18 protein-coding genes and 1 other annotated feature are annotated in these 18,077 nt (G+C 55.9%); of the genes, 16 read left to right on the top strand and 2 right to left on the bottom strand.

Going from position 1 to position 18,077, the window contains the following annotated elements; translation table 11 throughout:
* Positions 1 to 2: 2 nt before the first annotated feature.
* From KPHS_30620 to KPHS_30480, 15 genes are all read left to right on the top strand, one after another.
* Positions 3 to 1,787, top strand: a complete 1,785-nt coding sequence (locus KPHS_30620) for a gluconate 2-dehydrogenase (RefSeq protein ID YP_005227362.1) — start codon at positions 3 to 5, stop codon at positions 1,785 to 1,787.
* A gap of 10 nt (positions 1,788 to 1,797) precedes the next feature.
* The gene (locus KPHS_30610; protein ID YP_005227361.1) at positions 1,798 to 3,138 is read left to right on the top strand and encodes a gluconate dehydrogenase cytochrome c subunit; all 1,341 of its coding nucleotides are present in this window, start codon (positions 1,798 to 1,800) and stop codon (positions 3,136 to 3,138) included.
* Between the two features lie 83 nt (positions 3,139 to 3,221).
* Positions 3,222 to 3,845, top strand: coding sequence for a cytochrome c biogenesis protein CcmA (locus KPHS_30600; RefSeq protein YP_005227360.1), 624 nt, complete (start codon positions 3,222 to 3,224; stop codon positions 3,843 to 3,845).
* The gene (locus KPHS_30590) at positions 3,842 to 4,501 is read left to right on the top strand and encodes a heme exporter permease component (protein YP_005227359.1); all 660 of its coding nucleotides are present in this window, start codon (positions 3,842 to 3,844) and stop codon (positions 4,499 to 4,501) included. The genes KPHS_30600 and KPHS_30590 overlap by 4 nt, the downstream gene beginning before the upstream one ends.
* Positions 4,502 to 4,550: 49 nt before the next feature.
* Positions 4,551 to 5,288, top strand: a complete 738-nt coding sequence (locus tag KPHS_30580) for a heme ABC transporter membrane protein (RefSeq protein YP_005227358.1) — start codon at positions 4,551 to 4,553, stop codon at positions 5,286 to 5,288.
* Positions 5,285 to 5,515, top strand: a complete 231-nt coding sequence (locus KPHS_30570; protein YP_005227357.1) for a heme exporter protein C — start codon at positions 5,285 to 5,287, stop codon at positions 5,513 to 5,515. Before KPHS_30580 ends, KPHS_30570 begins: the two co-directional genes overlap by 4 nt.
* A complete protein-coding gene (locus KPHS_30560) occupies positions 5,499 to 5,957 on the top strand; it encodes a cytochrome c biogenesis (RefSeq protein ID YP_005227356.1) in 459 nt (152 codons plus the stop codon). Before KPHS_30570 ends, KPHS_30560 begins: the two co-directional genes overlap by 17 nt.
* Positions 5,954 to 7,906: a cytochrome c-type biogenesis protein gene (locus tag KPHS_30550; RefSeq protein YP_005227355.1), complete on the top strand. Its 1,953-nt coding sequence runs from the start codon at positions 5,954 to 5,956 to the stop codon at positions 7,904 to 7,906. Before KPHS_30560 ends, KPHS_30550 begins: the two co-directional genes overlap by 4 nt.
* Positions 7,903 to 8,457, top strand: a complete 555-nt coding sequence (locus KPHS_30540; RefSeq protein YP_005227354.1) for a heme lyase/disulfide oxidoreductase (thiol:disulfide interchange protein) — start codon at positions 7,903 to 7,905, stop codon at positions 8,455 to 8,457. The genes KPHS_30550 and KPHS_30540 overlap by 4 nt, the downstream gene beginning before the upstream one ends.
* Positions 8,458 to 8,468: 11 nt before the next feature.
* Positions 8,469 to 8,915, top strand: a complete 447-nt coding sequence (locus tag KPHS_30530; RefSeq protein ID YP_005227353.1) for a cytochrome c-type biogenesis protein CcmH — start codon at positions 8,469 to 8,471, stop codon at positions 8,913 to 8,915.
* Positions 8,912 to 9,421 (top strand): c-type cytochrome biogenesis protein CcmI, encoded by a 510-nt coding sequence (locus tag KPHS_30520; protein YP_005227352.1) that lies wholly within the window; start codon positions 8,912 to 8,914, stop codon positions 9,419 to 9,421. Before KPHS_30530 ends, KPHS_30520 begins: the two co-directional genes overlap by 4 nt.
* Positions 8,912 to 9,753, top strand: a sequence feature (potential frameshift: common BLAST hit: gi|238895109|ref|YP_002919844.1| putative subunit of heme lyase). Its footprint overlaps the gene before it by 510 nt.
* Complete coding sequence (locus tag KPHS_30510; RefSeq protein ID YP_005227351.1) at positions 9,415 to 9,753, top strand: cytochrome c-type biogenesis protein CcmI; 339 nt, start codon at positions 9,415 to 9,417, stop codon at positions 9,751 to 9,753. Its footprint overlaps the feature before it by 339 nt. The genes KPHS_30520 and KPHS_30510 overlap by 7 nt, the downstream gene beginning before the upstream one ends.
* Before the next feature lie 1,904 nt (positions 9,754 to 11,657).
* Positions 11,658 to 12,047: a hypothetical protein gene (locus KPHS_30500; protein YP_005227350.1), complete on the top strand. Its 390-nt coding sequence runs from the start codon at positions 11,658 to 11,660 to the stop codon at positions 12,045 to 12,047.
* Between the two features lie 1,321 nt (positions 12,048 to 13,368).
* Positions 13,369 to 14,406 carry a peptidase U61 LD-carboxypeptidase A gene (locus KPHS_30490; protein ID YP_005227349.1) on the top strand — a complete coding sequence of 346 codons (1,038 nt, stop codon included), beginning with the start codon at positions 13,369 to 13,371 and terminating at the stop codon, positions 14,404 to 14,406.
* Between the two features lie 236 nt (positions 14,407 to 14,642).
* Positions 14,643 to 15,578, top strand: a complete 936-nt coding sequence (locus KPHS_30480) for a glycosyltransferase (RefSeq protein ID YP_005227348.1) — start codon at positions 14,643 to 14,645, stop codon at positions 15,576 to 15,578.
* Here KPHS_30480 and KPHS_30470 read toward each other — a convergent pair.
* A complete protein-coding gene (locus KPHS_30470; protein ID YP_005227347.1) occupies positions 15,575 to 16,636 on the bottom strand; it encodes a sensor histidine protein kinase (RstA regulator) in 1,062 nt (353 codons plus the stop codon). The two genes, KPHS_30480 and KPHS_30470, sit on opposite strands and share 4 nt — an antisense overlap.
* Positions 16,633 to 17,337 (bottom strand): response regulator, encoded by a 705-nt coding sequence (locus tag KPHS_30460; protein ID YP_005227346.1) that lies wholly within the window; start codon positions 17,335 to 17,337, stop codon positions 16,633 to 16,635. The genes KPHS_30470 and KPHS_30460 overlap by 4 nt, the downstream gene beginning before the upstream one ends.
* Positions 17,338 to 17,619: 282 nt before the next feature.
* Between KPHS_30460 and KPHS_30450 the strand changes: the two genes are divergently transcribed.
* A complete protein-coding gene (locus tag KPHS_30450; RefSeq protein YP_005227345.1) occupies positions 17,620 to 18,009 on the top strand; it encodes a putative transport protein in 390 nt (129 codons plus the stop codon).
* The last annotated feature ends 68 nt before the right edge of the window (positions 18,010 to 18,077 follow it).

Raw genomic sequence — 18,077 nt, 5'->3', positions numbered from 1 at the left:
TCATGGCCACCGTATTGAAAAAAACCGATGTCGCGATCGTCGGCTTCGGCTGGGTTGGGGCGATCATGGCCAAAGAGCTGACCGAAGCGGGCCTCAACGTCGTCGCGCTGGAGCGCGGCCCGATGCGCGACACCTGGCCGGACGGCGCCTATCCGCAGGTGATTGATGAGCTGACCTACAACATCCGCCGCAAGCTGTTCCAGGATCTATCGAAAAGCACCGTCACCATCCGGCATAACACCAGCCAACAGGCGGTGCCCTATCGCCAGCTGGCGGCCTTCCTGCCGGGTACCGGCGTGGGCGGCGCCGGGCTGCACTGGTCCGGCGTCCATTTCCGCGTCGATCCCATTGAGCTGCGGATGCGCAGCCACTATGAAGAACGCTACGGCAAAAACTTCATCCCCCAGGATATGATCATCCAGGATTTCGGCGTCACCTACGACGAGCTGGAACCGTTCTTCGATAAAGCGGAAAAAGTATTCGGTACCTCCGGGACCGCCTGGTCGATCAAAGGCAAGGTCGTCGGCAAAGGCCGCGGCGGCAACGCCTTCGCCCCGGACCGCTCGGACGACTTCCCGCTGCCGGCGCAGAAAAACACCTGGTCGGCGCAGCTGTTTGAAAAAGCGGCGCTGGAAGTGGGGTATCACCCCTATAACCTGCCGTCGGCCAACACCTCCGACTCCTATACCAACCCCTACGGCGCGCAGATGGGCCCGTGCAACTTCTGCGGTTTCTGCAGCGGCTACGCCTGCTACATGTACTCTAAAGCCTCGCCGAACGTGAACATTCTGCCGGCGCTGCGCCAGGAAAAACGCTTTGAGCTGCGGACTAACGCCAACGTGCTGAAGGTCAACCTGACCGACGACAAATCCCGCGCCACCGGCGTGACCTACGTCGACGGCCAGGGGCGCGAAATGGAACAGCCGGCGGACCTGGTGATTATCGGCGCCTTCCAGTTCCACAACGTGCACCTGATGCTGCTCTCCGGGATCGGCAAACCGTACAATCCGGAGACCGGCGAAGGGGTGGTGGGGCGTAACTTCGCCTACCAGAACATGACCACCATCAAGGCCATTTTCGACAAAGACACCTATACCAATCCGTTTATCGGCGCGGGCGGCAACGGCGTCGGCGTCGACGACTTCAACGCCGACAACTTCGACCACGGCGCGGCGGGCTTTGTCGGCGGTTCGCCGTTCTGGGTCAACCAGGCCGGGACCAAGCCCATCTCCGGTTTCCCGGTACCGCCGGGCACCCCGGCGTGGGGCAGCAAGTGGAAAGCGGCGGTGGCCGACACCTACACCCATCACCTGTCGATGGATGCCCACGGCGCGCACCAGTCCTATCGGCAGAACTACCTCGATCTTGATCCGAACTACAAAAACGTCTTCGGCCAGCCGCTGCTGCGCATGACCTTCGACTGGCAGGAAAACGACATCAAGATGGCGCAGTTTATGTTCGATAAGATGGCGCCGATCGCCAAAGCGATGAAGCCGAAATATATCCTCGGCAGCCCGAAAAACGCCAACAGCCACTTTGATACCACCACCTACCAGACCACCCATATGAACGGTGGGGCGGTGATGGGGGAAGATCCGAAAACCAGCGCCGTGAACCGTTATCTGCAAAGCTGGGACGTGCATAACGTCTTCGTCATCGGCGCCTCCGCGTTCCCGCAGGGGCTGGGCTACAACCCAACCGGCACGGTGGCCGCGCTGGCCTACTGGTCAGCGAAGGCGATCCGTGAGCAGTATCTGAAAAATCCGGGTCCCCTGGTGCAGGCATAAAGGAAGGCAGATGATGAAAATGCAATGGTTATCGGCCCTGGTGCTTGGGGCATTGAGCTGCGCGGCTTTTGCCGAAGAGGCGCCTGCGGACAGCAATCTGATTAAGCAGGGGGAGTATCTGGCGCGGGCGGGGGACTGTGTCGCCTGCCACACCAACGGCAAAGCGGGGAAACCTTTCGCCGGCGGTTTGCCGATGGAGACGCCGATCGGCACCATCTACTCCACCAATATCACGCCGGATAAAGAACACGGCATTGGCGGGTACACCTTCGAAGAGTTCGACGACGCGGTGCGCAAGGGCGTGCGGAAAGACGGTTCCACGCTCTATCCGGCGATGCCGTATCCCTCGTTCGCGCGGATCAGCGAAGCGGACATGCGCGCCATGTACGCCTACTTTATGCACGGCGTGGAGCCGGTGAATGTCGCCAACAAGGACACCGACATCCCATGGCCGCTGTCGATGCGCTGGCCGCTGGCGTTCTGGCGCGGCATCTTCGCCCCGACGCCGAGCGACTTTGTCGCCAACCCGCAGGTTGACCCGGTGCTGGAGCGCGGCCGCTATCTGGTGGAAGGCCTGGGCCACTGCGGCGCCTGTCATACCCCGCGTAGCCTGACGATGCAGGAAAAAGCGCTCAGCGAAAGCGAAGGCGATGATTACCTGGCGGGCAGCAATGCGCCGATTGACGGCTGGGTTGCCTCCAGCCTGCGCGGCGAAAACCGCGACGGTCTGGGGACCTGGAGCGAAGCCGAGCTGGCCGAGTTCCTCAAAACCGGACGCAACGATAAATCGGTGGTCTTCGGCGGCATGAGCGATGTGGTGGAGCATAGTCTGCAGTATCTCTCTGATGACGACATCACCGCCATCGCTCGCTACCTGAAATCGCTCCCGCCGCGCGGCGGCAAACAGACCCCAGCCCCGGTGGAAGACAGCGTGGCGAAAGATCTGTGGAAGGGTAACGACAGTAAAACCGGCGCCGCGCTGTACGTCGATAACTGCGCCGCCTGCCACCGCACCGACGGCGCGGGCTATAAACGCGCCTTCCCGTCGCTGAAGGGCAACCCGGTGGTACAGACGGAAGATGCCACTTCGCTTATCCACATCGTTCTGACCGGGAGCACCACGCCGGCGGTGAAAGATGCGGTCTCCAACCTGACCATGCCGTCGTTCGGCTGGCGCCTGGACGACCAGCAGGTGGCGGATGTGGTCAATTTCATCCGCACCAGCTGGGGCAACAACGCGCCGGCGGTCAGCGCCAGCGATGTGGCGAAGGTGCGTAAGGAGACTGCGGCGCATGATGAGAAGGCGTTAGGCAACGCCGATATCTCGAAGCTGCCGGGGGCCGGACAGTAACCGTCAGGGTTGCGTCGCCCGCGCGGCGCAACCCATACTTAGCGACGACGTAAAATACTGGCTGAATCAAGGAGTTTGCCTTCATGCTGCATGCAGAGCGACTGACCTGCATCGTTGACGATCGACCGCTGTTTGCGGCGCTGACGCTGTCCCTCGCTGCCGGCGAGCTGCTGCAGATCGCCGGTGATAACGGCGCGGGGAAAACCTCGCTGCTGCGGATCCTCTGCGGCCTGGCGCGCCCGGAAAGCGGGGTGGTGAGCTGGCAGGGCCAGCCGCTGGCGAAGGTCCGGGAGTCATTTCACCGTCAGCTGCTGTGGCTGGGCCATAAACCCGGCGTTAACGCGGCGCTGACCGCCGATGAAAACCTGCGTTTCTTTTTTCCGGCCAGCCGCCTTCAGCAGCGGGAAAGCGCCCTCGCCGCCGTCGGCCTGGCGGGCTATGAAGACCTCCCCTTGAGCCAGCTCTCCGCCGGGCAGCAGCGTCGGGTGGCGCTCACCCGCCTGTGGTTAACCGACGCGCCGCTGTGGATCCTCGATGAGCCGTTCACCGCCCTCGACGCCACGGCGATGGAAACCCTGACCCGTCGCCTGGAGCAGCACGCCCGGCAGGGGGGATGCGCCATCCTCACCACCCACCAGCCGCTGCGGCCGCTGGGCTGTCCGTTGCGCACCCTGCGCCTCGGCGGCGACGCTGGAGGCGGGCAATGATGCGTGCGCTGTTGGCCCGGGAACTGCGCCTGGCGTGGCGCAGCGGGGCGGAGATCCTCAATCCGCTCTGGTTCTTTCTGATCGTCATCACCCTGTTTCCGTTCGGCGTAGGCGCCGCGCCGCAGCTGCTGGCGCAGATTGCGCCGGGCGTGGTGTGGGTCGCCGCGCTGCTGGCGGCGCTGCTGGTGATGGATCGGTTGTTTCGCGACGACTGGCAGGACGGTTCCCTGGAGCAACTGATGCTCCTGCCGACGCCACTGGTGGCGGTGGTGCTGGTGAAGGTGGTTGCCCACTGGATGATGAGCGGCCTGCCGCTGCTGATCGTCTCGCCGCTGGCGGCGCTGCTGCTGGGGATGAGTCTGCATGACGCCGGTGTGCTGGCGCTGACCTTGCTGCTCGGCACCCCGACGCTCAGTTTTCTCGGCGCGGTGGGGGTTGGCCTGACGGTCGGCCTGAAGCGCGGCGGCGTCCTGCTGAGCCTGCTGGTGCTGCCGCTGGCGGTGCCGTTGCTGATTTTCGCCACCGCGGCCTGCCAGGCGGCGGCCGCCGGGCTCCCGGTCGGCGGCTATCTGGCGATGCTGGCGGCGTTCTTAACCGCCAGCGCCACCCTGTGTCCGTTCGCCACCGCCGCTGCGCTGCGGCTGACCGTACGATAACTCGCTGCGCCTGCGGGCGCGGCCATCATAACCGTGTGAGTAAGCGTCTATGTGGAAAGCGTTACATCAACTGGCGATCCCCGAGCGGCTGTACCGCCTGTGCGGATGCTGGATCCCCTGGCTGGCGGCGTTGAGCGCGCTGTTGCTGGTCATCGGCCTGGGGTGGGGCTTTGGCTTCGCCCCCGCGGACTATCAGCAGGGGGAAAGCTACCGGATCATGTACCTTCACGTCCCGGCGGCGATGTGGTCGATGGGGCTGTACCTGGCGATGGCCGTCGCGGCCTTCGTCGGGGTGGTCTGGCAGATCAAAATGGCCGATCTGGCGATCGCCGCCCTGGCGCCGGTGGGGGCGGTCTGCACCCTGGTGGCGCTGGTCAGCGGCGCGGCATGGGGCAAGCCGATGTGGGGGACCTGGTGGATCTGGGACGCCCGCCTGACCTCAGAGCTGGTGCTGCTGTTTCTGTATGCCGGGGTCATCGCCCTGTGGCACGCCTTTGACGACCGGCGGCTGGCCGGGCGCGCGGCGGGGATCCTCGTGCTGGTCGGGGTGGTCAATCTGCCCATCATTCATTACTCGGTCTACTGGTGGAACACCCTGCACCAGGGCTCGACCAACCTGCAGCAAACCATCGACCCAAGCATGCGTCTGCCGCTGCGGATCTGCATCTTTGCCTTCCTCACGCTGTCGGTCACCCTGACCCTGATGCGCCTGCGTAACCTGATCCTGCAACTGGAGCGCCGTCGACCGTGGGTGGTGGCGCTGGTGAATAAAGGAGCCGCCCGATGAGCCCCGCCTTTTCGTCTTTCGCCGCCTTCCTCAATATGGGTGGCTATGCCGTGTACGTCTGGCTGGCGGTGGCCGTGACCGTCGCCGCCTTTGGCCTGCTGACGGTGCATACCCTGTGGGCGCGGCGGGCGCTGTTCCATGAGGTGCGACGCCAGCAGGCGCGCGAGCGGCGGATCGCTGCCGCCCGCGAACATGACAAGGAGGCCGCGGATGCAAGCGCGTCGTAAAACCCGGCTATATATCGTGCTGGCGGTGCTCGCCGGCCTCGGGCTAACCGTCAGCCTGACGCTGTACGCCCTGAGTAGCAATATCGATCTGTTCTACACCCCGGGGGAAATTATCTACGGTAAAACGGAAACCCGGGCGCTACCCCATACCGGGCAGCGCCTGCGGGTGGGGGGCTACGTTCAGCCGGGCTCCCTGCAGCGCGACCCGCAAACCCTCGACGTGCGCTTTAAGCTGTATGACGCCCGCGGGGGGGTGGACGTCAGCTATAAGGGCATTTTGCCGGACCTGTTTCGTGAAGGGCAGGGCGTGGTGGCCCAGGGCGTGCTGGACGGCGAGCGGCATATTACCGCCCAGCAGGTGCTGGCCAAACATGATGAAAATTACACGCCGCCGGAGGTGAAAAACGCCATGACGCCGGAGAAAACGGGGGCGCAGCCATGATGCCGGAGCTGGGCAACTTTTTATTGTGTCTGGCGGCGGGGCTGGCGCTGCTCCTGAGCGTTTATCCCCTGTGGGGCGCGGCGCGGCAGGATCGGCGGCTGATGGCCCTGGCGCGGCCGCTGGCCTGTGGGCTATTCGCCTGTATCGGCGGCGCCTTCCTGCTGCTGGTGCACGCCTTTGTGGTCAATGACTTTACCGTCCGCTACGTGGCGGAAAACTCCAACAGCGCGCTGCCGGTGTGGTATCGGGTGGCGGCAACCTGGGGGGCGCACGAGGGCTCACTGCTGCTGTGGGTTCTGCTGCTCAGCGTCTGGACCTTTGCCGTCGCCATCTTCAGCCGCCGGATGTCGCTCGACGCCGTCGCCCGGGTGCTGGCGGTGATGGGGATGATCGCCTTTGGTTTCCTGCTGTTTATCCTCTTCACCTCCAATCCGTTCAGCCGCGGCCTGCCGCAGTACCCCATTGATGGCCGCGACCTCAATCCACTGCTGCAGGATATCGGCATGATTTTCCATCCGCCGATCCTCTATATGGGTTATGTCGGCTTCTCGGTGGCTTTCGCCTTCGCCATCGCCTCGCTGCTGGCGGGCCGGCTGGATACTGCCTGGGCGCGCTGGTCGCGCCCCTGGACCCAGGCGGCATGGATGTTCCTCACCCTCGGCATCGTGCTGGGCTCGGCGTGGGCATACTACGAACTGGGCTGGGGCGGCTGGTGGTTCTGGGACCCGGTGGAAAACGCCTCGTTTATGCCGTGGCTGGTGGGAACCGCGCTGCTGCACTCCCTGGCGGTGACCGAAAAGCGGGGCAGCTTCCGCGCCTGGACGGTGCTGCTGGCCATCGCCGCCTTCTCCCTGTGCCTGCTGGGCACCTTCCTGGTGCGCTCCGGGGTGCTGGTTTCGGTGCATGCCTTCGCCTCGGATCCGTCGCGCGGGCTGTTTATTCTGGTACTGCTGATTGTCGCCATCGGCGGATCGCTGCTGCTGTACGCCCTGAAGGGTGGCCGGGTGCGGGCGCGGGTGGAACATACGCTGTGGTCGCGCGAGTCGTTCCTGCTTGGCAACAATATCTTGCTGATGGCCGCGATGCTGGTGGTGCTCCTCGGAACGCTGCTGCCGCTGGTGCATAAAGAGCTGGGCCTCGGCAGCATCTCCATCGGCGAGCCGTTCTTCAATACCATGTTCACCGCCCTGATGGCGCCGTTTGCGCTGCTGCTGGGGCTGGGACCGCTGATCCGCTGGCGGCGCGATGACGTCGCCAGGCAGATTAAGCGCCTGATTATCGCTCTGCTGGTGACGTTGTCACTTTCTCTGGCGCTGCCGTGGCTGCTGCAGGACCGTATCACCGCCATGGCGGTCATAGGCCTGATGATGGCCCTGTGGGTGCTGATCTTCGCCCTGCTGGAGGTTCACGAACGGGCCACCCACCGCCACGGTTTCTGGCGCGGCCTGCGCGCCCTGACCCGCAGCCAGTGGGGGATGGTGCTCGGTCACGTCGGCGTGGCGGTGACCGTTATCGGCATCACTTTCAGCCAGAACTACAGCGTGGAGCGCGATGTACGGATGCGTCCCGGCGACAGCATCGATATCCACCGCTATCACTTTGTGTTTAACGGCGTGCGCAATATCGTCGGCCCCAACTGGACCGGCGGCGAAGGCATTATCGCCGTGACCCGCAACGGCCGCCCGGAAGCGACGCTGTATGCTGAGAAGCGCTTTTACACCGCCAGCCGGATGATGATGACCGAGGCGGCGATCAGCGGCGGGCTGACCCGCGATCTGTACGCCGCGCTGGGGGAAGAGCTGAGCGACGGCAGCTGGGCGGTGCGTCTGTACTATAAACCGTTCGTTCGCTGGATCTGGTACGGCGGGGTGCTGATGGCCCTCGGCGGTCTGTGCTGCATGCTCGACCCGCGCTACCGGATGCGTAAGAAGCTGCAGGAGGCCTCATGAACCGGAAGCTACTGTTTATCCCGCTGGTGCTGTTTCTGGCGCTGGCCGCCGCGCTGTTCTGGCAGCTGATGCGCAACGCCGATGGCGATGACCCGACGACCCTCGAGTCGGCGCTGATTGGCAAACCGCTGCCGGAATTTCGCCTTGAAGCGCTGAATACCCCCGGTCAGACGCTGGACCGACGGACGCTGATTGACGGCAAGCCGCTGCTGCTCAACGTCTGGGCCACCTGGTGTCCAACCTGTCGCGCCGAGCATCAGTTTCTCAACGGCCTGGCGCAGCAGGGCGTGCGGGTGGTGGGGATGAACTACAAAGACGATCGCCAGAAGGCGATGAGCTGGCTGCAGCGCCTGGGTAATCCCTACAGGCTGAGCCTCTACGACGGCAACGGCATGCTTGGCCTGGATCTCGGGGTCTATGGCGCGCCGGAGACGTTTCTCATCGACGGTCAGGGCATTATCCGCTGGCGGCACGCCGGCGACCTGAACGAACGGGTGTGGCGCGAGGAGCTCCAGCCGCTGTGGGATCAATACAACCGGAGGGCGGGTTGATGAGAGGGGTAATGGTCATCCTGCTGGCGCTGATGCTGACCGGCCAGGCGTGGGCCGCCATCGATACCTGGCAGTTTAAGGATGAGGCCCAGGAGCAGGCCTTCCGCGAGATCACCTCCCAACTACGCTGCCCTAAATGCCAGAACAACAGCATCGCCGACTCAAACGCGATGATTGCCGCTGATATGCGGCAGAAGGTGTACGAGCTGATGCAGCAGGGTAAAACGAAAGGGCAGATCGTTGACTATATGGTGGCCCGCTACGGTCATTTTGTCAGCTATGAGCCGCCGCTGACCGCGGGCACGGTGCTGCTGTGGCTGGGACCGGGGTTGTTCGTGCTGGCGGGCGCGGGAGTGATTATCGCCCGCGCCCGCCGTCGCGACATTCCTGACGCGGCACTCACCGCCGAAGAGCGCCAGCGGCTGGCGGCATTATTGCAAGAAGGAAAAGAACGATGAGCCTGTTGGTGGTTATCGTCGCGCTGCTGCTGGCTGGCGCGCTGGGGCTGCTGTACTTCCCGTGGTCGGGCAAAGGGGCGGTAGACCGCGATGCCCTCAACCGCGCCCTGTACCAGTCGCGCCTGCAGGAGCTGGCGCAGGAGCGCGGCGAGGACAACCCGGCGCTGGTCGTCGAGCTGCAGCGCACGCTGCTGACGGATATTCCGCCCCAGGCACAGTCTGGCGAACGGCCGCTACGCCGCTGGGCGCTGCTTCCGGGCGCGCTGCTGCTGGTGGTCCTGAGTCTGGGCCTGTATCTGAAAACCAGCGATATTGGTCAGGTGCTGCTCTGGCAGCAGGCTGAACGACATTTCCTGCGCTGTTGCAGCAGGTTAAGGACCCGACGGCGGCGCCGCTGCGAATGGATGAGCTGGCGGAGCTGCGGCTTGGCCTGCGCAGCCACCTGCAGGATACTCCGAACGACCTCGCCGGCTGGCAGCTGCTTGGGCGGCTGGGCCTGTTGTTAAACGATGGCGAGACGGCGATCGGCGCCTTTGGCCGGGCGCATGCTCTGGCGGCGGACGACCCGGCAGCGGCTTTCGATTACGCCAGCGCGCTGGTGCGGGCGGGAGATAGCGGTCAGGTTCGGATGGGCGAGCTGCTGCTGCGTGACCTGCATCAGCGGCAGCCGAACAGCCTGCCGGTGCTGGAGATGCTGGCCCTGAGCGCGGTGCGCAATGAAGATTACCCCGAGGCCGTGGCGGCCCTGCAGGCGTTGCTGGCCCGGCTACCGGAAGGGGATGCGCGGCGCGAGGCGATCGTCCGCCAGCTGGCGCAGGCGCAGCAGCAGGCGCAGTAACTGCCCGGCGGCGCTGCGCTTGCGCGGGCCTACGAAGGGCGCGAATAGAGCGCCAAATCGCGGGTAGCCTTTGTAGGCCGGGTAAGCGAAGCGCCACCCGGCAACATGTTGGGCTCGGAGCCTGATTTCTTGCCGGAGACGGTTATCGGTTTTCCTGGTTCTCAGCCCGGGAAAGCGTTTCTCACGCGTGACTTCAGCGTACTCTGTGCTCCCGCTTCGTGGTGCTGCACCTGGTTCTCCGTGGCGCAGGGAGCGTCATGGAACGGCAACGACTGCCGTACGGTTCTCTCTCCCTCCGGAAGAAGGCCTGGGTGAGGGAAAGCACTGCCGGGAAGTCTTTTATGTTATCTGTGGCTTCAGCGTATTTTGCGCTCCCGGTTAATCTTCTGCGTTATGCCTGGCATGGCGCAGGGAGCGCACAGGGGGCGGCCAGTCGCCGCCGCCCCCTGTACCCCCGGGCTCCGGCCAGCAAAATCGCCGCTACGCGGTCCCTTCGACTTATCCCTGCAGGCTTCGGGTCGGGCCGAGGCAGCGTCCGTGCAAAACACGGCCCTCAGCCCGCATCCATGCGGGCTGCCCCGGCCTTCCGGGAACGTCTCAGCGATTTTGAGGCCGCAACACCGGCAGTTTCAGCAACAATGGTGAATAAATTAACGACAAGTCGCACGGACCGTAGGCCGGGTAAGTCGCAGCCGCCACCCGGCACAAAACCGGCTCCGCACCCGCTGCCCTTGCCCGGCGGCGCTACGCTTGCGCGGGCCTACGAAGGGCGCGAATTGAGCGCCAAATCACCGGGTCGGGTAAGGCGTAGCTGCCACCCGGCAAAAATACGGCACCAGAGCGTAGCCCGGATAAGGCGCCATACGCCGCCATCCGGGATTTTCTCTGCTGGCGCTGTCATGCCGCTGACGCGGCTTTCAGAAGCCTCTCGATGTTGTAAGTGTACGAATGCTATTCCAGAATTTCATGTCTGCTGTGTGCCAGGAGCGGACGTTGCCGCCTCACTCAAATTTGATGGGTATGCTTTAGAATTTTTATGGTAGATGTAAATGGTTCGCAGAATAAAACGTACAAGGAAAAGGTATGAAGATCAGACTTGCTGTGCCTGTGGAGGCAGAAGAATGCTGGAACATTCGAAATCAGGCTATACGTTACGGATGTAAGAGTAGTTATGATGATGCGGTTATTGCAGCCTGGACACCGGAAAAAATGCCTGAGAGCTACAGGAACGCCATTGTAGTGAATCCTTTTTTCGTTGTTGCTGCCCCTGATGGCAGACTGTTAGCTACAGGCTATCTTGATCTATCTACAGGAAGTATTGAGGCTGTATTTACGCTACCTCAATATACAGGTAAAGGTTTAGGTAGTCAGATTATTGAAGCCATCAAAAGTGAAGCTCGTGGACGTGGTTTTGAGCAATTGACTTTGTCCTCAACACCTAATGCCCAGACTTTTTATGAGAAACATGGTTTCAAACTTATGCAGGAAAGCATGTATCCCTCTGCCTTGGCGCAGGCTGAACTGCGCTGCATGGAAATGTCTATAAATCTCCTGGGATAGTGGTTCGCTGTCTAATCGCAATGATCAATATGCCCAGTTACCACTGCAGGTAGATCTTAAAAGCTTCAAAATTAACGTCCGCTCTTTGCACCGCCCGGACCTTGCTGAGCATGAATTTCTTCTGTCCTCAAGTGTGGAAGTGGCTAACAACATTCTGTATGAATCGCAATGTGGAGTGTGCCAAAGGAGCCAAGCTGGCAATCAGGCAGAGCATGGGATTACGCTAGGGACTAAGTTAATCAATCCTGCCATCGCAACACTAGATTAGCGTCAAGAAACGCTTTAGATTGCCGACATATACATTTAGCGTTATTCCTGAAAATAAACAAAATGGATTGAGCCGAATGAAAGAACTTTCACTTCTTGTTCCACTGGTGTTTACTGCGCCGGTACAGGCTTCTGAAGTCACGGTAGGTCAGATTTGCAAGGCGGCTTCTGCTGCGATGTTTGGCCGTGACCATAAGATCATGCAACTGGATAAAGTGGAATCAGGTATTGCCTACGTACATTATATCCGACAGAACGATGGCACCCGTTGGGCAATAAAGTGTAAACTTATAGGTGATCAGGTTATGTGGGCATCTGATAACCCTGACAGCACCGGTCGCTGGCGGGATGATCCTGCGGACAGTACAGTCAAATATTCTATTGATGGTAAAAAAATAATTATTACCGAGCTCTATACTGACGGTTCCAGTACCACGAACTCTTATCCCTTGATGCAGCTAAAATGACTTTGACCTGCTCTCCGTTGATTACGACACCTCAATGTTAGTAACGTAGTTGTGGGCGTGGCAAATTTCCGCTCCTCGCTCATGGCGGACCTTTGGCTCATCTGGTTTGTCCGCTCAATGCCAGGAGCAGGAAGAGCTGGCATCACTATGTAACACTCAACGCGGCGCGAGCCAGTCAGTCAGCTAGCGAGTTTTTGTAGGCCGGGTAAGGCGCAGCCGCCACCCGGCAAAAATACGCCACAAGAGCGGCACAACAGCGTAGCCGGGATAAGGCGTCACGCACAGCTATCCGGGATCCTCCCTGCTGGCGCTATGTTCAGCCGCTTCCGGGTTAAGTTCCCCGGTGTCGCAGAAATGACTGAAGAATCTCCCCCTTAGCATCAGCAGCAAGCTGCCGCTAAGCCCGCGGAGAACACCCTCTTAACGTCGCAACCGCGGTAGATCCCGAACACAGAAGTCAAAAAGGATTAGCTGAACGTCTTCAGCGCGGGACGCGAATAAATGCTAATCACTTGAGGGTGTTAGCTCGGTCATGTTCCCCGACGAACCGGATAGCGCTGCTGGCAGCTGGCAAAAGAATCGTTGATATACTCGCTCAGCTCCCACTAGTCCTGATAGCGAAACGACCCCGGGAATGGATGTGGTACGAAGCGCCTGGTAAGTAGGTCAAAGGGATTGCAGCTGAAGACGCGGTATTCACTGATCATTTCATCTGGCAGCCTGTCACTCGCACCGTTGGTAACGTGAAGATTCATGGTTAATTTTGGAATTCGGACGATTTATGCAAGCTATCAGACTATTCACCCTGATTCTGCCATTGTTCCTGGCACTCTGCGCCGGTATACCGGCCAGCGCCAGCACACCTTCAGGCAGCATTTCCTCTGCAAACACAGCAATTACCACTCATGATAATAACGGAAACCTCCTGCCGAATGCTCTGCGGATTCAGTATGATGTTGATTCAGATGGCAGAGTTCAGAATGTAAAGATACTGGAATCGACAACGACTCCGGAGTTTGAACATAAAATCATCGAGAAAATGATGAGTAAATGGCGCTTTGAAAAGGGGAAACCGGGAATAGCTAAAAGAGTAGTCGTCATGAGCCAACCCAAATCAACCGGCGGTCCCGCGAATAAGCAGTAAGCACTTTTGAGGATTAGTCGCCTGACGCATCATCTACGCCGGTAAAGTCCCTTGGGTGCCATGAGCAGACCTTTTAAAGGCTCATAGAAAAACAAGCGGAGTGTTCGCCTGTTAATTTTACATCCTGGCTTTATTTATAGATTATGGAATTCTATATGTTCTGAAAAGGATCTATCCATGAGTGTCCTCTTTCCACCCAGGCTGGCTCCAGGAGATGTTATTGGTGTAACCGCTCCCTCTGCTGGCGTACCTGAACATCTGCATCCCAGACTGGAACTCGCCATAAAAAACCTAAAGAAAAGAGGTTACCAGGTCCGCGAAGGACGCTGCTTACGCTCGCAGCACAAAAATAAAAGCGCCACTAAATTTTCCCGCGTTGAAGAATTAATGTCTTATCTTACTGACCCAGATATAAAAGCTGTTATGCCACCTTGGGGCGGTGATCTGGCGATGGAATTGCTTGATTTGATTGATTTTGATCTGTTGTCCCGGTCTAAACCAAAATGGTTTGTGGGCTTTTCAGATCTGAGTACACTTCATTTCCCACTGACGACGATATCGGGCTGGGCTACTTTGCATGGGCCAAACCTCATGGATCTTGGCGCTCAAAAGTTAGATGCCACCACTCAGGCCGTATGGGAAATTCTGGAATCGAATCGGGGAACTGTAATCAAACAGTACTCTTCAACAGCATTTCAAGCGGATGAAAATCAATGGGGAACAGCGTCAGACGGAGGTTTCAATCTGACCCAAAAAACACAGTGGAAACGCCTTGATGGTGTTACATCTTCTCTGACATTTAGCGGGAAACTGATCGGCGGCTGCCTCGAAATAATATCCAGGTTAGCAGGTACACCATTCGGGAATGTGCCCTTGTTCAAGGCGAGCAATAGCCCTCAAGGAATAATCCTCTATTTTGAAAATGTGGAAATGGCTCCCTGTGAATTAACACGCGCATTATTTAGCTTACGATTACAGGGTTGGTTTGATAACTTAAATGGTGTTCTTATCGGCAGAAGTGCTGCACCCGACGTAAGCGACCCGACTAAACATAATTATCTGGATGCCCTTAAAGCCGCTTTTGAGAATATTGCCGTGCCCGTACTGTATGATGTTGATATTGGCCACATACCTCCTCAAATATCCCTGGTCAATGGAGCCGATGCGACGGTATTTTTCGCTGAAAATGGTAGCTGGGTAACTCAGCAGTTGTAGATAAGGCAGTATTAATCACAAAGGCGGGCCTTGCTGTTCTTTTGCACTAAAGATCCGCTCTTCGTTCAGAGCGGATCTTCAGTGCAGTTAACTTTTCCGATTCGTGCAAGGAGCGGACAATGGTCCGGATTAATTTCTGTTAATAAAGAAGCAAGTCGGTCCATATACTCTCCATAATTTGCAAAAAATAAATCAACAAACCTCTGTCAGAATTTCCTTTCTGAACCGGAGGTGTTATGAACAAAATAAACTATCAAATCAAATACATTGAATATTTGTTAAGAAAATGCAGAACAATTTTGACTAATGACATTTCATTTCATGCAGACAGGTTAAGAGAAATATCTGGCACATATCCGGATTTACTCAACCCTGTAACGCTTAATGAGAAAATTTGCCATCGCATTTTATTTATCCACAACCCATTTTATACATTGCTTGCTGATAAACTTCTGGTCAGGCAGTATGTTGAGAAACGGACTAATTTAATTAAGCTTATTCCTTTAGTAGGTGTTTATAATAGAGTTGATGATATTGATTTCGACAAACTTCCCTCAAAATTTGTTTTGAAATGCAATCATGATAGTGGTAGCGCGGTCATATGCACGGATAAAACGAATATTGATCCCGCTAAGGTTAAAAGCAAATTAAAACTATCTCTTAAAAAGAACATGTATTATACGACCCGAGAATGGCAGTATAAAAACATACCACCCGTGATCCTATGCGAAATGTATCTGGATCTATTTTCCAGTAAACACCAGAATATAACTCCGGAAATGATAAGAATACATTGCTTTCACGGTGTGGCATGTTTTATCGAGGCCGACTTTACTGACAGCGATGGAAACGAATTCATTAACGTTTATGACAGAGCGTGGAATTTACAACCCTTTCAGATGGAATACCCAAACACGCCATTGCCGGTTGATGAACCAGAATCATTTCATAAATCCGTTATTGCCGCCCAGGACTTAGCAAAAGAAATAGACTACTGCCGCGTCGATCTTATGCTAAAAGGAGATGATATCTATTTCAGCGAAATAACATTAAGTCCCAAAAGAGGCAAACTTAAAATCACCCCATCAATTTGGGACGCAAAACTCGGCAGTATGTGGGATCTGTCTCTTGCTAAAACAGGTTCGATCGAGCCTGTGTATTCATGCCCTTAAACAGGCCATGAGAGTTTGAAAAGTGAGCCATTTTCTGGTGTTAAACTATAGCTAACGTCTCCACCGTGGGCGCACATAATGGCTTTAACTACCGACAACCCTAAACCACAGCCCTCTGGATTAATATTTTTGGCGTATTCTCCTCGCTGAAAAGGCTGGAATAAGGACTTCTGGAGTTCTTCAGGAATTCCAGGTCCTTGGTCCTGAACGATAATAAAATTATCGTTTCCTGTAATACCATTCTTTATTAACAGCGTTTGTGATGTGGAGTATTTTAAGGCATTGTCAAAAAGAACGGTGAGGCACTGAATAATGCGTAAGGGATCGCAAACGCAATACTGCTGGTTAATCTCAGTGACAATTTTGAAATGCTTTTTATCAAAGTCCGGCCAAAAGGTATCAAGCGCATTTGAAATCGTGGCCTTGAGATCGACTTCACTCAGCATCAAGGAGTACCCTGCGCCTCCTGAAGAACTCACGACGCGGAGATCTTCAATTAAGTTGGTCAGACCTTCAGTTTGTTTAAGAAGGTTTCTGAATAACGACGGTTCTGGTTCGAAAACGCCGTCAACCAGTCCCTGAAGCCTCCCACGTAAGATAGTCACCGGCGTCCGGAGTTCATGAGCAATTGCAGCATTCCATAAATTTCGCTGCGCATCCAGCGTCTGTAACTTTTCAGCCATCTCATTAAAGTCATTGACGAGCCTATTCATCTCTCCCAACTTAGAACTGCTGTTAAATGCTCTGGCACTAAGGTTTCCCTGAGAGATTTGTTTCAGGCTGTATGCAACGTCATTCAGTGGGTTGAATATTCTTGCAGACAGCTTTACGGTAAAGAAAAGTGCAACGACCAGACTGGTAATGGACGCCATCAGAATCCACATCCAGTCAAGGAATGTCATAGCATCTTCACTACCTTCGTTCATTCCACCCGGCAGGTAATAAATCAGGAAACTATAAAATAAGTAGGAACCTAGTATTGCAATGGCAATAATAACAAACGTTAACAACAACATATATGTCAAAATCTGACGGCTCAGAATCGTTTCTTTGTTCATTTTTTGTCACCCAACCGGTAGCCTAATCCTCGGATGCTTTCCGGAATGCCCTTCAATCCGGCATGTTCAAGCTTTTTCCGAAGTTTACTCATATGACTGTCTACAGTACGATCCAGCGAGTCTCCCTCAGGTAAACACGCATCGAGTAACTCTTCACGTGAACAGACTTTTCTCGGGTTTCTCGCCAAATAGGTTAAAAGCTTAAACTCAGTGGTGGTTAATACTGGCGTGGAAACCTCACCTTGTGCAGTGATTTCAACGTAAAACTCATCAGGATAAATCGTTAAAAAAGGCGTTCTTAAAGGCCGTGAATGTGTAGACTCTGCAACCGGTCTGGTTCTGCGAAGCACAGCTTCAACCCGGGCAATAACCTCAGATGGATTGAAGGGTTTTATCACATAGTCGTCAGCCCCGAGCCGTAGCCCCATCAGTTTATCAACGTCTTGATCCAGTGCTGTCACCATGATGACCGGTACATTCGTTTCCTTTCTTAACGTGGTGAGAACATTCCAGCCATCGTACACGGGCAGGTGGATGTCCAATAGCAGGAGATCAGGCTTGTTCAGACGGGTAAGATTGATTGCCTGCTCACCGTCTTCGGCTCTTAAGGTTTTCATACCTGCCTTACGTAAATAGCCTGTCAGTATGGCAGCGATGTCATCATCGTCTTCTGCGACGATAATCAGATTGTTGTTGTTCATATTTTCTTCCACAGTGCTGATGACAACATGCATTTTACCCTGAAAGCACTTTTATCGTCATGCTTAAAGCTCTTTAACTCAATTACAAACATTAATTTTCAATTTGATGTCTTTTGACAGGTACTTTTTGGAAAAGTTCATCAAGAAATTTTCTTAAAATTTTACCAGACTCACTCTCCATATTCACTACACATTTTATAAATAATTAATCAACATCGCTAAGTGATAATCTACAACCAGGTTAAGTGGTGCATGCAATATGTACTTTGTCTAAGGAGTTTTATGGTGCTGACTAAATGTTTTTTCCGGCGCGAGAATTTGATGGCCTCACTTTTATTTTGCATCGTTTCATATGGGTTGCTATCTACCTGGCTTTACCTTGTGCATTCAATTAATGAAAAAGTAGAATCAACATTACCCTCATCTTTACTGATTCGTGTTTTGATAATCATTACAGCATTATCATTTATTATTCAGAAAAAACCTGGAGTTTTTAAAAACTTCATTGCAATAACATTCGGTCTGGTTTTAGTGTTTATACACACCATCATTGTATTACATCTGCTTTTGAATACTTTTCCAGATATCTATGATTTTGTTTTTTATTATGAATTTTTTTTAATGGTTTTCTTTTGCGGACTACCTTTATGTTTATGTATAAGAATGGTTTGATATTATGCAATGTCAATATGATACATAACCTCAGGAGTGAGTACACATATCCTCCATAAAACATCCAT

The sequence above is a fragment of the Klebsiella pneumoniae subsp. pneumoniae HS11286 genome (assembly GCF_000240185.1).
GTDB lineage: Bacteria > Pseudomonadota > Gammaproteobacteria > Enterobacterales > Enterobacteriaceae > Klebsiella > Klebsiella pneumoniae.
This window is presented reverse-complemented; position numbering and strand designations above follow the sequence as displayed.